The organism is Arthrobacter sp. NyZ413 (assembly GCF_049390645.1).
Taxonomy (GTDB): Bacteria; Actinomycetota; Actinomycetes; order Actinomycetales; family Micrococcaceae; genus Arthrobacter.
In genome coordinates this window covers 1020727-1036369 of record NZ_CP155434.1, presented here as the reverse complement: position 1 = coordinate 1036369, position 15643 = coordinate 1020727, and the positions used below count along the sequence as shown (strand labels likewise).

Annotated in this window: 12 protein-coding genes; 4 read left to right on the top strand and 8 right to left on the bottom strand. The window is 64.3% G+C overall.

The genetic code is table 11. The features are described 5' to 3' along the window. Positions 1 to 9 precede the first annotated feature (9 nt). Positions 10 to 1395 (bottom strand): protoporphyrinogen/coproporphyrinogen oxidase, encoded by a 1386-nt coding sequence (locus ABCW42_RS04995; protein WP_423183814.1) that lies wholly within the window; start codon positions 1393 to 1395, stop codon positions 10 to 12. A 276-nt stretch (positions 1396 to 1671) separates the two neighbouring features. Between ABCW42_RS04995 and ABCW42_RS04990 the strand changes: the two genes are divergently transcribed. The 4 genes from ABCW42_RS04990 to ABCW42_RS04975 all read left to right on the top strand — a co-directional run bounded on the left by ABCW42_RS04990 (position 1672) and on the right by ABCW42_RS04975 (position 6627). After that, positions 1672 to 2355 carry a GntR family transcriptional regulator gene (locus tag ABCW42_RS04990; RefSeq protein ID WP_423183813.1) on the top strand — a complete coding sequence of 228 codons (684 nt, stop codon included), beginning with the start codon at positions 1672 to 1674 and terminating at the stop codon, positions 2353 to 2355. 423 nt (positions 2356 to 2778) lie between these two features. After that, complete coding sequence (locus ABCW42_RS04985) at positions 2779 to 4146, top strand: MFS transporter (protein ID WP_423183812.1); 1368 nt, start codon at positions 2779 to 2781, stop codon at positions 4144 to 4146. 325 nt (positions 4147 to 4471) lie between these two features. Continuing rightward, a complete protein-coding gene (locus ABCW42_RS04980; protein WP_423183811.1) occupies positions 4472 to 5671 on the top strand; it encodes a pyridoxal phosphate-dependent aminotransferase in 1200 nt (399 codons plus the stop codon). After that, positions 5668 to 6627: a 2-hydroxyacid dehydrogenase gene (locus ABCW42_RS04975; protein WP_423183810.1), complete on the top strand. Its 960-nt coding sequence runs from the start codon at positions 5668 to 5670 to the stop codon at positions 6625 to 6627. The genes ABCW42_RS04980 and ABCW42_RS04975 overlap by 4 nt, the downstream gene beginning before the upstream one ends. Positions 6628 to 6773: 146 nt before the next feature. On the opposite strand, the gene purU is transcribed toward ABCW42_RS04975, so the two are convergent. Genes purU through glyA form a run of 7 tightly spaced genes read right to left on the bottom strand, consistent with a single transcriptional unit; the run spans position 6774 to position 15567 of the window. Next, positions 6774 to 7676, bottom strand: a complete 903-nt coding sequence (gene purU, locus ABCW42_RS04970) for a formyltetrahydrofolate deformylase (protein ID WP_423183809.1) — start codon at positions 7674 to 7676, stop codon at positions 6774 to 6776. Between the two features lie 2 nt (positions 7677 to 7678). Beyond that, positions 7679 to 9067: an L-serine ammonia-lyase gene (locus ABCW42_RS04965; protein ID WP_423183808.1), complete on the bottom strand. Its 1389-nt coding sequence runs from the start codon at positions 9065 to 9067 to the stop codon at positions 7679 to 7681. Then, positions 9067 to 9720, bottom strand: coding sequence for a sarcosine oxidase subunit gamma (locus ABCW42_RS04960; RefSeq protein ID WP_423183807.1), 654 nt, complete (start codon positions 9718 to 9720; stop codon positions 9067 to 9069). The genes ABCW42_RS04965 and ABCW42_RS04960 overlap by 1 nt, the downstream gene beginning before the upstream one ends. Continuing rightward, the gene (locus tag ABCW42_RS04955) at positions 9713 to 12670 is read right to left on the bottom strand and encodes an FAD-dependent oxidoreductase (protein ID WP_423183806.1); all 2958 of its coding nucleotides are present in this window, start codon (positions 12668 to 12670) and stop codon (positions 9713 to 9715) included. Before ABCW42_RS04955 ends, ABCW42_RS04960 begins: the two co-directional genes overlap by 8 nt. Next, entirely contained in the window at positions 12667 to 12978 is a 312-nt protein-coding gene (locus ABCW42_RS04950; RefSeq protein WP_133206679.1) for a sarcosine oxidase subunit delta, read from the bottom strand. The genes ABCW42_RS04955 and ABCW42_RS04950 overlap by 4 nt, the downstream gene beginning before the upstream one ends. Positions 12979 to 13003: 25 nt before the next feature. Next, positions 13004 to 14224, bottom strand: coding sequence for a sarcosine oxidase subunit beta family protein (locus tag ABCW42_RS04945; RefSeq protein WP_133206678.1), 1221 nt, complete (start codon positions 14222 to 14224; stop codon positions 13004 to 13006). After that, complete coding sequence (gene glyA, locus ABCW42_RS04940) at positions 14221 to 15567, bottom strand: serine hydroxymethyltransferase (protein WP_423184804.1); 1347 nt, start codon at positions 15565 to 15567, stop codon at positions 14221 to 14223. Before glyA ends, ABCW42_RS04945 begins: the two co-directional genes overlap by 4 nt. Between the last annotated feature and the right edge of the window lie 76 nt (positions 15568 to 15643).

The window sequence follows — 15643 nt, the reverse complement described above, 5'->3', positions numbered from 1 at the left end:
ATGCTTGGCTTAGGCGACGACCGAAAGGCCGCTGTGCGGCGGGGCCTGGCGGTGCGTCGCGAGCAGGCTGGCAGCTTCCTGGGCCGCCGAGAAGCCCGAGGTGATCGAGGATTCCGTGTACAGGGTTCCGAGGAAGTCGCCCGCGAGGAAGACACGGTCCGTTCCCCGCATGAGGGTGGACTGGAGTTTGGCGCGGCCCGGGAAGCAGTACGGCGAAGCGACCTTCCAACGATCCGTCTGCGCTTCCACAACGCTGCCGGCAAAACCATGGCCAAGCACCTGGTCAAGGTCGGCAAGGTGCGTCTGGATGACTTCGTCGTCGCTCTTGTCCAGCAGGGCCTTACCGAGGCTAGCCGGCGAGAACGTCATGAAGCTTCCGCCGGGCTTGCGCACGGATTCCGAACCACGCACGATGCTTGCCTGGTTCAGCGCAATCGCGAAGGACCGCTTCGGAGCAGCGATGGCGTAGATGTCGTCCCACGGCCGCGCGGAGGTTTCGTTGGTGAGGAATGCCGTGCTGACGTGCGGGCCGTACTTGATCTGGCTGAGGGCATCGCGCAGTTCGCCCGGAAGGTCCACGCCCACCTTGTGCGAAACATCGGCAGTAGTGGCAAGGACGACGGCGCGCGCCTCCACCTCGCGGTCCACTCCACCCTGGGTGTAGCGGACGACGACGGAATCCTTCTTGTGCACGACCTCATTCACCGTGGCGCCCAACTGGATGCGGTCGCCCAGCGACGCTGCAATCGATTCGGTCAGGGTCGACGGACCACCGACGATGCCCTGGCTCAACCCCTGCCCAATGCCCAGGACCAAGCTGAAGTACCCGATTCCGGCACCCGCGGAGATCTGGTCCATGTCGCCGGCAGAGCGCGTAACCGTCGTCTTGAACAATGAAGCGGCGTCCTCGGACAAATCGCCAATGAAGTCCTGGAACGAGGTGCTGTTCTCGAAGTCGTAAATACGCTGCTGGCGCATCGCGCCGGACTCGCCCGCCCGCTTCCGGACAACGCCCGTGTACTTGGCCACGCCGCTGACAACCTTCATGCCCGCGCGCAGGGTATCGATGCGCGAAGACAACGACATCGGAATGCGGAACGGGTACGTGGCGATGTGTCCCTTGCGGATGAACTTTCCGTTCATGGACAACGCCTGCAGCGAACCCGGGATATTCACGGCAGTGACGCCGACCTCGTTGAGCAGGGCATCCGTGGACGAACCCGCACCCGCAAAGACGTGCCCGCCCCAGTTCAACCAATACGAACCGCGGCGCTCCGAACGGATCCGGCCCCCGACCCGTTCGCCGGCCTCCAGCAAGAGCGTGTCCCAATGGCGGAGGCGCCAACCGGCCGAAAGTCCGGCCAGGCCGGCACCGACAATCACAACATCTTTCATAGGAATGCCCTTCTGCGAAATTCTCGAATGCTTGCTTCTCCGGGCGGTCCAGGGGAAGGCGCCCGTGATACTCCCACCCCAGGCGGGACAGCCTCCGCGATGTCCCACAACCTCGAGGAACACCGCACAATGTGATTCCCATCATAACAAGATTTGATCAAAGATCAATAGAGATTTTTGGCTAACTCTTACCGGAAACCGCGCCGAGTGGCACACGCGGTGAGAAACGACGCCAAAGACCGCACCGCCGTCGGCACTCGCCTATATATTTGATCTATGCCACTTTCCAAGAGGGCCGCGCCAGCACTCCTGACCGACCAGGTTTACGACACCATCCACGAGGCCATCCTCAGCGGCGAACTGCCCGCCGGCTCCCGGCTGACGGTCCGCGAGCTCGCGGAACAGGTGGGCACCAGCGCCATGCCCGTGCGCGAGGCGATACGCCGGCTCGAAGAGGCGGGAATCGTCGAACGCGAACCCCACAAGGGTGCAGTGGTGAAGGCACTCACCCTTGAGGAGCTATTGCACGTCTACAACATCCGCAGGCTGCTTGAGGTCGAGGCTGCGCGCTTGGGGAGTCGGCACATCACCCGCGAGGATTGCGACCGGATGCAGGAAGAATACGACCTCATGCGGCATGCGATCACCGACCACCAAGTGGTCCCCATCCTGGACCACGACGAGAACCTCCTGGAAATCCTCTATACCGCCGCCGGGAATCCACTGCTCGTCCAGATGATCCGCAACCTCTGGCGGCAGTGCCGCGCCTACAAGATCGTGGGAGCGCAGGGAACCCTGGACACCGCGGGCGATGAGTCCCTGTGGCGCTACCAACGCGACCTCATCGATGCCGCCCGCGACGGCGATTCCCTCAAGGCCGCGTCCGTCAACGACTCGTCACTTGTCGATGCCACCGACCGCATCAAGGCCCTTCTGGCCGCCCAGCGGGACCATAGCTAAACCTCTTCCCTGGTACGGGCCACACGCCCGCCGAATCATGGGCGACCACTCCCCCGCGTGCGTGCGGGACTGATCGTCCACAGCGACGAACGCCTTTCCTGAGACTCTGAGTTCTTCAGGCGTCGCTCAAATTTTTTTCGATCTTTGATCGAAAGTACTTGTGCGATCTTTGATCGAATCCTAGTATTGAGACATGCCTCACACGGGCATGTTCGAGATCACAAAGTTCACGAAACCTACCGAGGACCATCAACACGCCGACATCGCACGATGTCCCTGACTCTGCATCCGGGCCGAAGCCGTATCGTCACGGCAACGGCCCTGGCGGACAGAGAATCCGGGGAGCCGTGAGGTCGGCCCCCTTAAGGAATTGCCGTCCACTACCGACGCCGCAATCCCTGCCACATCGACTAGGAGAACTCGATGACCACAAACGCATTGGACGATGCACCCCTGTCCACCTTCCATAAGAAGCTTGCCCTCTTCTCCTCCGGAGGGCCTTTCCTTGACGGCTATATCCTGTCCATCATCGGTGTTGCACTGGCGCAAATCACCGGGCAGTGGCACCTGAACGAGTCGGAACAAGGCCTGATCGGTGCCTCCACTCTCGTCGGCATCTTTTTCGGGGCCTTCGCCGGCGGCTGGCTGACCGATAAGTTCGGGCGCAAGACGCTCTTCACGCTCGACCTCATAGCGATGATCGTCTTTTCAGCCCTCCAGTTCTTCGTGGGCGACGTGTTCTGGCTGATCATCCTGCGCCTCTTCATCGGCATAGCCGTCGGCGCCGACTACCCCATCGCAACCTCCCTGCTGGCGGAATTCTCGCCACGCAAGTACCGCGGGCCGCTCCTCGGCCTGTACGTAACCATGTGGTTCGTCGGCGCCGCTGTTGCCTACGTCGTCGGGGAATTGCTCGTCGGGCTCGGGGACAGCGGATGGCGCTGGGCGCTGGCAAGCGCAGCCGTGCCCGCCCTGCTGATCGCCCTCGCACGGATCGGAACACCGGAATCCCCGCGCTGGCTCGCGGGCAAAGGCAGGCTCGACGAAGCCAATGCCTCCCTGCGCAAGGTCTTCGGCCCCGGAGTCACCGTCGACGACCTGCCCCAGGAATCGAAGGAAAACCTCGACGTCCGCGCCCTCCTCCGCTCCGGCTACGGCGGACGCATGGCCTTCATCACGATCTTCTGGACCGCTTCGATCGTCCCCCTCTTCGCCGTCTACGCCTTCGCCCCCGCCATCCTCGGCGCACTCCACCTGGACGGAAGCATGGGCCAGATCGGCTCCGCCGTCATCACCATCATGTTCATGGTCGGCTGCATCATCGCGTGCGTATTCGTCAACAAGATGGGCCGCCGCCCACTCATGATCCACAGCTTCCTCTGGTCAGGCCTGGCCCTGCTCATGCTGGGCATCCTCCCGGACGCGTCGTCCTGGATCATCATGGCCCTGTTCATCGGCTACGCCGTACTGATCGGCGGAACCCAGATCATGCAGTGGGTCTACCCGAACGAACTCTTCCCCACCGAAATCCGCGGCTCCGCTGTCGGCCTGGCATCTTCGCTCAGCCGCATCGGCGCCGCCGTCGGAACGTATCTTGTCCCCTTGGCGCTCAGCGGCCTGGGCATCGGCACCACTATGATCATCGCCGGAGCCATCACCCTCCTCGGCGCCCTGATCTCAATCCTTTGGGCACCGGAGACCCGTGGCCTTTCGCTGACTGAGAGCGCTGCGCTCGGCAGCAAGCGATCAACGACTTCCACCGCTCCGGCAGTGAACCTCTCCCGCCCGTAAGAACTACGCCGGGGAAATCACAAACTGCTGAGATCCGTGCCGCTCCGGGACAACCGTCGTCCGAGCAGCACGGATCTCATGCGTACACAGGAACGGAGCTTCGCATGAGCTACGCGGACTCGCTCGCGAGCGCCAGCCGTCGCCTCGTGCTTCGACTCGAACCGCATTAACCGCCGGCAGGACACTCGGCCGGAATTTGGAAGAAAAACAAGCGGACATCTTTCGTCCCGCTGATATATTAGTCCCGTGGTCTGATATATTAGTTACACATGAGATCTGTATCCCTTTGGGATGGATCGTCAACTCGACGAGGAGTGAAACAATCATGCAGAAACTCGCGCACCGGCTTGAACGCCTGGGCACTGAGACCGCTTTCAGCGTCGCGCAGGCCGCGGCGGCTTGGAAGGCGAAGGGGAACGAGGTCTTCCCGTTCCATCTTGGCGACATCAATATCCCTACCGCACCGCACATCGTTGAGGCGATGAACCGGGCGATCGCCGACGGGTACACGGGCTACTGCCCCGGGCCGGGCATCCCGCAGCTGCGCGAAGCGTTGGCTGAGGACATCGGCTCACGGCGCGGGATTGAATTCTCCCCGGAGAACGTGGTGGTCATGACCGGCGGCAAGCCCGTCATCACCAAGTTCCTCCAGGCGGTCATGAACCCCGGCCAGGAAGTCCTGTACCCCAACCCGGGCTTCCCGATCTACGAATCCCAGATCGAGTACCTGGGCGGCACGGCCGTGCCATACCGTTACGTGCCCACCAGCACGGGCTTCGCGATCGACCTGGACCAGGTCCGGGCCTCGATCACGCCCTACACGGCAGCGATCATCTACAACGACCTGCAGAACCCCATCTCGGCCGAGTCCACCGCCGCCGAGCGCGAGGCGATAGCGCAGATCGCGATCGAGCACGACCTCTGGGTGCTTTCGGACGAGGCCTATTTCGAGACCCGCTACGAAGGCGTCTCCAGCTCGATCACATCGATTCCGGGCATGGCCGAGCGCACCGTGATCCTGTACACCTTCAGCAAGAAGTTCGCCATGACCGGCTCACGCCTGGGCTGTGCCGTCGCCCCGGTGGAGATCGCCAAGGTGCTGTCCACCCTGAACACCAACGACGAATCCTGCACCACCCACTACGTCCAGTGGGCAGGCATCGAAGCGCTCCGCGGTCCCCAGGAATCCGTGCAGCAGATGCTCGACATCCTCAAGGACCGCCGGGATGCCGCGTGCGAGCTTGTCAACTCCATCCCGGGCATGAGCGTGGCCGTGCCGCAATCCACGTTCTACCTCTTCCCGGACGTCACCGAAGCCATGCAGAAACTGGGCTACACCGCCGTGGGCGACTTCGCCTCCGATGCCCTCTACAAGACCGGTGTGTCCTTCTGCACCCGCGAGCACTTCGGCCGGCGCCTGCCCGGAGAAGAGCGCCAATACATCCGCCTGGCATACTCTGGCATCGAAGTACCAGCCATCAACGACGGCCTCGGCCGCCTGCGCGAATGGATCCAAAACGCATGAGCAAAGTAGTAGTCACCGGGCGCGTGCCCGAAGCAGCACTGGAAAAACTGCGCGCCGAACACGACGTCGACGCCTGGACCGGTTCCGAGTCCATCAGCCGCGAAGAACTCCTGGCCCGGGTTGCCGGCGCGGACGCCGTCGTGAGCCTGCTGACCGAACGCATCGACGCCGAACTGCTCGACGCCGCCGGACCGCAGCTGAAGGTCGTCGCAAACGTCGCCGTCGGCTACGACAACATCGACGTCCCCGCCTGCACGCAACGCGGGATCATCGCCGCCAACACCCCCGGCGTGCTCACCGAAGCCACCGCGGACATCGCGTTCGGACTCATCCTCATGGCCACCCGCCGGCTCGGCGAAGGCGAACGGCTCATCCGCTCCGGACAAGCCTGGAAATGGGGCATGTTCTTCCTGCTCGGCTCCAGCCTGCAAGGCAAAACCCTCGGCATCGTCGGCATGGGCGGCATCGGCCAAGCCACCGCCCGCCGGGCCAAGGCCTTCGGCATGGAGATCGTCTACCAGTCCCGCAGCGAAATCGACCCCGGTATCGCCGCGGAACTCGGCACCCGCCGCGTCGAGCTCGACGAACTGCTTGCCGTCTCCGACGTCGTCTCCCTCCACTGCCCCTACGGCCCGGCCACGCACCACCTGATCGGCGCCGAACAACTGGCGGCCATGAAGGACACCGCGTACCTGGTCAACACCGCGCGCGGACCGATCATCGACGAAGCCGCCCTCGCCACCGCCCTACGCGAAAACCAGATCGCGGGCGCCGGGCTGGACGTCTTCGAAAAGGAACCCACCGTCCACCCCGGACTGATCGACCTCGAAAACGTCACCCTCGTCCCGCACCTGGGCTCCGCCACCATCGAAACACGCACAGCCATGGCCATGCTCGCAGCCGACAACACACTCGCCGTCCTCAACGGAAACCGCCCACCCACACCCATCAACTAGAACCAAGAAAGCGAGCCCCGTCCAGAGATGGACGGGGCTCGCTTTCTATTAATGCAAAACTTCGCCAAAAGACGGTTCCCTGCGCACTCGATGCTTGTAAGCACCGTGTCCGCAGGGAACCGTCCAAGCGGGGGCCGGGCCGGAACCTATTTCAACACCACGGTCCTGTTCCCCTGCAGGATCACCCGGCCTTCGCAGTGCCAACGAACGGCGTTGCTGAGCGCCTTGCATTCGGTATCACGTCCAGCTGCGACCAATTCGTCCGGACCGAAGGTGTGGTCCACCTCCACCACTTGCTGGGCGATGATGGGTCCTTCATCCAGTTCACCGTTGACGTAGTGGGCGGTAGCGCCCACCGTCTTGACGCCGCGCGCGTAGGCCTGGTGGTACGGCTTGGCGCCCTTGAAGCTCGGCAGGAACGAGTGGTGGATGTTGATGGCACGGCCATCCAGCTTGCGGGCCAGGTCATCGCTCAGCACCTGCATGTAGCGTGCGAGGACCACGAGTTCAACGTCCAGGCGGTCGATGATGTCCAGGAGCTGCGCTTCCGCGGCGGGCTTGGTGGCCGCTGTGACGGGCACGTGGAAGAACGGAATCCCGTGCCATTCCACGGTCCGCCTGTGGTCCGGGTGGTTGGAGACCACCCCGACGATCTCCACCGGCAATTCGCCCACCCGGGCCCGGAACAGGAGGTCGTTGAGGCAATGCTCGAACTTGGAAACCATGATCAGCACGCGCCGCTTGGCTCCATGCCGGTTCAGTTGCCAGCGCATGCCGAACTTCTCCGCAACCGGTGCGAAGGCTTCCCGCAGCGAATCGATGGTTGATTCGTCTCCCTCCGAGGAGAAATGGATCCGCATGAAGAAGTGCCGGTCCAGTTGGGAATCGAATTGCTTGTTCTCGATGATGTCGCAGTCGTGTTCCAGCAGGAAGCCGGAGACGGCGTGCACGATTCCCCGGGTTTCGGGGCAATCGAGCGTCAGGACATGTTCCACGGTGGTCGCCGGCTGTTCCGGCGCGGACGCGGTCTCATTGTGAATGGCTGTCATGGCTAACACTCCACCACATTCACGGCGAGCCCTCCACGGGAGGTCTCCTTGTACTTGATCTTCATGTCCGCTCCTGTGTCTCGCATGGTTTTGATGGCTTTGTCGAGGGATACTTTGTGGCTGCCGTCGCCGTGCAGGGCAAGGCGTGCGGCGTTGATGGCCTTGACGCTGGCGATCGCGTTGCGTTCGATGCACGGGATCTGGACGAGGCCGCCCACCGGATCGCAGGTGAGCCCGAGGTTGTGTTCGATACCGACTTCCGCGGCGTTTTCGACTTGCGCGGGAGTGCCGCCGAGGACTTCGCAAAGACCGGCCGCGGCCATCGAACAGGCCGAGCCCACCTCGCCTTGGCAGCCGACTTCGGCTCCCGAGATGGAGGCGTTGATCTTGAACAGGATCCCGACGGCGGCCGCCGCGAGCAGGAACCGCACCACGCCGTCGTCGTCCGCTCCCGGCACGAACTTGACGTAGTAATGCAGGACCGCCGGCACAATACCGGCGGCACCATTGGTGGGGGCCGTGACAATCCGGCCGCCCGCGGCGTTTTCCTCGTTGACCGCGAGGGCGAACAGGTTCACCCATTCCATCGCGAGGAGCGGGTCCGCCGATCCGGTGACGTGTCCGGCGTCGTTCGTGGACAGTGTCTTGAACAACGACGGCGCCCGGCGCCTTACGTTGAGGCCTCCCGGCAGGATTCCTTCCGCGGAGCAGCCGTTGTCCACGCACTCGCGCATGACCGCCCAGATCTCGAGCAGCCGTTCGCGAAGCTCCGCTTCGCTTCGCCACACGAGTTCGTTTGCGAGCATGACGTCGGAGATGGACATCTCCTCCCGTGCGCAGATGGCCAGGAGCTCGTCGGCGGTGTTGAAGGGGTAGGGCAGCACAGTTGCGTCTGCGACTACCTTGTCGCTCCCGGAGGCGTCTCCATCCACCACGAAACCGCCGCCGATCGAGTAGTAGCTGCGTTCCCGCAGTACTTCCCCGGCGTGGTCGAGCGCCCGGAAGGTCATGCCGTTGGGGTGGGCCGGGAGGGACTTGCGCCGGTGGAGGAGCATGTCCTCTTCCCAGTTGAAGTCCACGCGGTGGTGTCCCCCGATCCGCAGTTCCGCGTCCAAGGCAGCCGCGGCCACTTGGTCGTCAGCCGTCCGCGTATCGACGGTTTCCGGGGATTCTCCCTGGAGCCCGAGGACCACGGCCTTATCAGAGCCGTGGCCGCGGCCGGTGGCGCCCAGCGAGCCGAAAAGCTCTGCCTGGACGCGCACCGTTGCCGCGAGCTGGCCTGAGGATTCAAGGCCGTCAGTGAACTGCTTTGCCGCCCGCATCGGGCCGACCGTGTGCGATGACGACGGCCCGATGCCAATGGAAAACAGGTCAAGGACACTCAGTGCCATCAGGGGACCTCGGGAGAAGCGAATTCCTTCATGCCATCGAGGAGCCAGCGGCCCAGGAAATCGGCGAACGAGGCCCGGGGGAAGATCCGGAAGGACTCCTCGCCGGTCTTCCACAGGACGGCCGGGATGTTGCCGATCTCCGTGGTCAGGGCCGTTCCCGCGTGGAAGGCACGCGGGTGCAGGTCCAGCGAGCAGCTCTTCTCCAGGACGTCCTTCGCACGGATTCCGGAGAGTTCGAACGTAGTGCGGTTGGCGGACAAGTCCACTACCTGCCCGGGCGCGTCACCAAGTGCTTCGAAGAGTGCCCGGACGAGGTCGCCGCCCAGGGAATCGTGGGCAGTTTCCGGCGCAACCACGAGGAACTCGTCGGGTCCGAGCCACAAGGTGGTGGCCCGCTCGCCTCCAGCGACCTCGCCACAAGCGGCAGGCAAGCCGCCGGTCACGGACGCAAGGCGCCGGCCGGCGTCGGAATCCCGGTCTACCCGGATCCCCACCATGGTCTGGAACGGGATCTCCTTGAGTGCCACGGTGCCGGCCACGGACCCGGACGCGAAGTTCTCGCTCAGGTGCGACGCCGGGCTGCGGCGTGCCCCGCGGAGCTTGTCAATGTTTGCCGGGTTGCTAGTTTCTGCGGGCAATGCTGTTTCAGCCATCTTTACGGGTCCCTTCAGCGTCGAAAAGTACGGTTTCTCCCACCACGACGTCCAGCAACTGGTCACCGACGGCGGCCACCAGGGTTTCGCCGATGCGGTTGCGTCCGTTGGTGATCAGTGCGAGGCCGAAGGAGCGGCCCAATGCTGCACTGTGGTAGCTCGAGGTCACGAAGCCCTGCATCGGAACGGGACCGTATGCCGGATTCACCGGGATGCCCTTTTCCACGAGCTGGGTGCCTTCGGGAAGGCGGAACGTTCCGTCGACCGGAAGGACGCTGACCAGGTGCTTGCGGTCGGTGCGGACGGCGTCCGTCCGGCTGTACGAGCGCTTGCCGATGAAGTCCTTGGCCTTGGAGACGATCCATTCCATGCCGGCATCCTGCGGCGTGACCGTGCCGTCGGTGTCCTGCCCGACGATCGGGTAGCCCTTTTCGGCGCGGAGCACGTGCATGGTCTCTGTGCCGTACGGGGTGATGTTGAACTCGGCACCCGCGGCCGCAACGGCTTCCCAGGTGTTGAGTCCGTACCAGGTGGGGACGTTGATTTCGTAGGCGAGCTCACCCGAGAACGAAATCCGACATACCCGGGCCTGCACGCCGGAAGCCAGCGTGGTTTCGCGGAATGTCATGAACGGGAACGCTTCGGCGTCGAGCCCGCCGTTTTCCGCCAGCTGCGGAGCAACCTTCGCGATCACTTCGCGGGACTTGGGCCCGACGACGGCAATCGTGGACCACTGTTCAGTCACCGAAGTGGAGACGACATCGAGTTCCGGCCATTCGGTCTGGTGCCATTCTTCCAGCCAGTCCAGGACCTTCGCGGCGCCGCCGGTGGTGGTGGTCATGAAGAAGCGGTCCTCGTCGAGGCGCAGGGTCACGCCGTCGTCGAAGATCATTCCGTCCGGCGTGCACATGACGCCGTAACGGGCGGAACCGGGGGCGAGCTTCTTGAACGCGTTGGTGTAGATGCGGTTCAGGAACTCACCCGCGTCCTTGCCGCGGACCTCGATCTTGCCGAGCGTCGTGGCGTCCATGAAGCCAACGGATTCGCGGACTGCTGCACATTCACGGAGCACCGCGGTATCCATGTCCTCGCCGTCCTGAGGGTAGTACCACGGCCGCTTCCACTGTCCGACGTCCTCGAAGAGCGCTCCCTGGGCAACGTGCCACGGGTGGATGGAGGTGACGCGGGCGGGGTCGAAGAGCTCCCCGCGCTGGCGTCCCGCGAGTGCCGCGAAGGCTACCGGAGTGAAGGGTGCGCGGTACGTGGTGGTGCCGATTTCGCCGATACTGCGACTACCTTCGGTTCCAGCCTCGCCTGCCTGCTTAAGGGCCGCCGCGATCACGCCGATCGCGTTGACGCCGGAGGTCTTGCCTTGGTCGTTGGCGGTGCTGATGGAGGTGTACCGCTTGACGTGCTCCACCGAGCGCATGCCGGCACCGGTGGAACGCAGGACGTCGGCCACGGTCTGGTCACGCTGGAAGTCCACGAAGTGGTGGCGCCACTCCCCTGCGTTGCCGGTCTGGCCCGGGACGAGCCACAGCTGGCGGGTCGGCGCCGAAGCGACGGGAGCCTTCAGTTCGGAGGGTACGACGTCGGTGCTGAAGCCGGCGGCGATGGCCGCTGCGGCACCGGCGGAGATGCCTTCAGCGAGGCAATCCGCGAGTTCGTAGCTTCCGCGTCCCGAACCGACAACCTGCTGGTCCTTGACGACGCTGCTCGGCACGAATCCTGCCAGTTCGTCGTCCCAGCGCAGCTTGCCCTGGCGCTGGCTGTGGAGGTGGACCACCGGGCTCCAGCCGCCGGAAATGGCGAGCAAGTCGCAATCGAGCCGTTCGACGCCCGAGGTGACCTCGCCATCGTTGTCGATGCTGCGGATGGTGACGCCGTCGATCCGGCCGTCTTCCCCTGCACCGCTCGTGTCCGCGACGGCGCTGCCGACGAGGACGCGGATCCCGCTTTCGGCGGCCTGCGCCGCTTTCGCGCTGATGGTGGGGCGGGCGTCGACGACGGCGGCAACCTTGACGCCTGCTGCCTGCAGGTCCGTGGCCAGCAAGTAAGCGGAATCGTTGGTGGTACCGATGACAACGCGCTTTCCGGCGACGACGGCGTAACGGTTGAGGTAGCTGCGGACCGCTGAGGCCAGCATGATTCCGGGGCGGTCGTTGTTCTCGAAGACGAGCGGACGCTCGTGGGCGCCCGGAGCCAAGACAACCTGCTTGGCACGGATGTGCCAAATACGCTGGCGGGAAACACCCGGCGCCGCGGGGCTGCTCAGGTGGTCGGTGCGGTTCTGCGCGGCGATCACGTAGTTGGAGTCGTACGAACCGAACGCCGTGGTCCGGTTGAGGACGGTGCATTCGGCGGCGGAAACGAGTTCCGCTTCGACGTCGGCGATCCACTCGAGCGCCGTCTTGCCCTCGATGCTCTCGGCGAGTTCCGGCGCGGTGGAGCCGGACAGGAGCGAGCCGCCAAGTTCGGGCTGGTCGTCGATCAGGATGACCCGGGCACCCGTGCGGACGGCTTCGCGTGCCGCGGCCAGGCCGGAAACGCCGCCACCGACAACCAGGACGTCAGTGTGGACGTACTTCTTGTCGTATTCCGCGCGGTCTTCGGCAGGGTCGAGCCGTCCCAGCCCGTTCAGGAACTCGGCGCTGAGTCCATCCACGAGCGAAACGGCGGTTGCCGGGAGCATGGATTCGGCGACGTGGCCGGGGAAGCGGGCGGCAACCTTGAGCAGGGCGTTGGGTTCTTCGACGCCGGCCGAGACGATGCCGCGGGGGCGGTCTTCGTAAAGGGAACTGCCGACGCTGACGCGGCCGTTGGCGAGCAAGGCGGAGGCGATCGTGTCACCGGGGTGGCCTGTGTATTCCTGCCCGTCCACGGTGAATCGCCAGGAAATGCTGCGGTCGATGCGGCCGCCGGTGGCGAGGCGGGCGTTCTGCGAGGTCACTTGCTTGCTCCTTCCGGGGAGATCGCTTCGTTTGTCAGGTCAGGGCGCGGTTCGCCCATTTTGTAAACGGCCTTGATGTCATAGGTGACGGTGTCGCGCAGCATGTTGAACCATTTGCGGCAACCAGTGCTGTGCACCCAGCGCTCGGCGAAATTGCCTTTGGTGTTGTCGCGGTAGAACAGGTACTCCGCCCACTCGCGGTCGTTCAGGTCATTCGGGTTTTCCGGGTAGGCCACGTGGGCCTGGCCACCGTAGTGGAATTCGGTTTCGTCTCGTGGCCCGCAATTGGGGCAGCTGATAAGCAGCATGGTTGGTCTCCTAAGGGGCTGCGGGCTAGTGGGCGACGGCGGCGGCGCCGTGTTCGTCGATCAGGGCGCCGGTCTCGAAGCGTTCCAGCGCGAAAGGCTTGTTGAGCTCGTGCGGAGCGCCGGTGGCGATGGTGTGCGCGAAGGTGAGGCCGGCAGCGGGCGTTCCCTTGAAGCCGCCCGTTCCCCAACCGCAGTTGACGAACATGTTCTCCACCGGAGTGGTGCCGATGATCGGCGAGGCGTCCATGGTGGTGTCCACGATTCCGCCCCAGGTCCGGAGCACGTGTGCCCGGGCGAAGATCGGGAAGAGCTCGACGGCGGCCGCCATCTGGTGCTCGATCACGTGGAAGGAACCGCGCTGGCCGTAGCCGTTGTAGGAGTCGACGCCGGCGCCCATGACCAGTTCGCCCTTGTGCGCCTGCGAAACGTAGACGTGCACGTGGTTGGACATGACCACCGTCGGGTGCACGGGTTCATGCAGCTCGGACACGAGGGCCTGGAGCGGGTGCGACTGGATGGGCAGGCGGAAACCGGCCATTTCCGCGAGGACCGAGCTGTGGCCGGCCGCTGCGAGGCCCACCTTTTCTGTGTTGATGGTGCCACGGTTGGTCTTGACGCCCACTACGCGGTTGCCGTCCTTGACAAAGCCCTGGACTTCGCAGTTCTGGATGATGTCCACGCCCATTTCGTCGCACTTGCGGGCAAAAGCCCAGGCAACGTGGTCGTGCTTGGCGATGCCGGCGCGCGGCTGGTAGGTGGCGCCCATGACGGGGTAGCGGATGTTGTCGCTGATGTTCAGGATGGGGCAAAGTTCCTTGACCTGCTGCGGGTCCAGCCACTCGGCGTCGACGCCGTTAAGCTTGTTCGCGCCGACGCGGCGGATGCTTTCACGGACGTCGCCCAGCGTGTGGGCGAGGTTCATGACGCCGCGCTGGCTGAAAAGGAAATCGTATTCGAGCTCTTCGGGGAGTACTTCCCAGAGCTTCAGCGCGTGCTCGTAGATAGCTGCGCTTTCGTCCCACAGGTAGTTGGAACGGATGATCGTGGTGTTGCGGGCCATGTTGCCACCGGCCAGCCAGCCCTTTTCGAGCACCGCGATGTTGGTCATTCCGTGGTTCTTGGCGAGGAAGTACGCGGTGGCCAAGCCGTGTCCGCCGCCGCCGACGATGACGGCGTCGTAGGAGGACTTGGGTTCCGGATTCCGCCAAAGGAAGTCCGGGTGTTCGGGGAGGTGGTCGGCGCTCACTGGGCTGCTCCAATCATTTCGGCCTCGATTTCGGTGGCGGCGGCGTTGCCGCGCTGGGAAAGCTGGGGGTAAAGCGGGAAACGCTCGGCGAGCGCCGAAACACGGCCGCGGAGTTCGACGGCGGTTTCCTCGCCCAGGGTGCCGGTGCCGGCAGTGGCGACGAGCGCCGTCGCGATGATGTCCGCTACTTCGGCGAATTCTTCGGCTCCGAAGCCACGGGCGGCAAGCGCGGGCGTACCGATCCGGAGGCCGGAGGAGACCATCGGCGGGCGCGGGTCGAACGGAACGGCGTTGCGGTTGACGGTGATGCCGATGTGGTGGAGCGTATCCTCGGCCTGCTGGCCGTCGAGCTCGGAGTTCCGCAGGTCCACGAGGACCAGGTGGACGTCGGTGCCGCCGTTGACAACGCTGATGCCTGCCGCGGCAACGTCTTCTTGCAGGAGGCGTTCGGCCAGGAGCTTGGCGCCCTTGAGCACGCGTTCCTGGCGTTCCTTGAATTCGGGCTCAGCCGCGAACTTGAAGGCAACTGCCTTGGCTGCAACCACGTGCTCCAGCGGGCCACCCTGCTGTCCCGGGAAGACTGCGCTGTTGATCTTCTTGGCGTACTGCTCCTTGGCGAGGATGACGCCGCCGCGCGGACCGCCGAGGGTCTTGTGGGTAGTGGTGGTGACGACGTCGGCGTACGGCACGGGGTTCGGGTGCAGGCCGGCCGCGACCAAGCCTGCGAAGTGCGCCATGTCCACCATGAGGTAGGCGCCCACGAGGTCCGCGATGCGGCGGAACTCGGCGAAGTCGAGCTGGCGCGAGTAGGCGGACCAGCCGGCAACAATCAGCTTGGGACGGTGTTCCAGGGCAAGGGCTTCGACTTCGGCCATGTCCACCCGGAGGTCGGATTCGCGGACGTGGTACGGGACCACGTTGTAGAGCTTGCCGGAGAAGTTGATGCGCATCCCGTGGGTCAAGTGGCCGCCGTGGGCGAGGTCGAGGCCAAGGATGGTGTCTCCCGGGTTGAGGAGTGCGAACATCGCGGCGGCGTTGGCCTGGGCACCCGAGTGGGGCTGGACGTTGGCGAATTCCGCACCGAAGAGTGCCTTCACGCGATCAATGGCGAGCTGTTCGATCACATCGACGTGTTCGCAGCCGCCGTAGTAGCGCTTGCCGGGGTAGCCTTCGGCGTACTTGTTGGTCAGGACGGAGCCCTGAGCCTCCATGACGGCCGTGGGGGCAAAGTTCTCGGAGGCGATCATTTCCAGCGTGGACTGCTGGCGGATGAGTTCCCGGGTGATCGCTTGTTCAACCTCAGGGTCCGCCTGGGCGAGGGGGCGGATCAGGGGTTCGACCATCATGTTCTCCTTTGAAATACTTATCTTTTCGAACTAATAAGCAACTGATATATTAGAACTGGTTGACATAGTATGC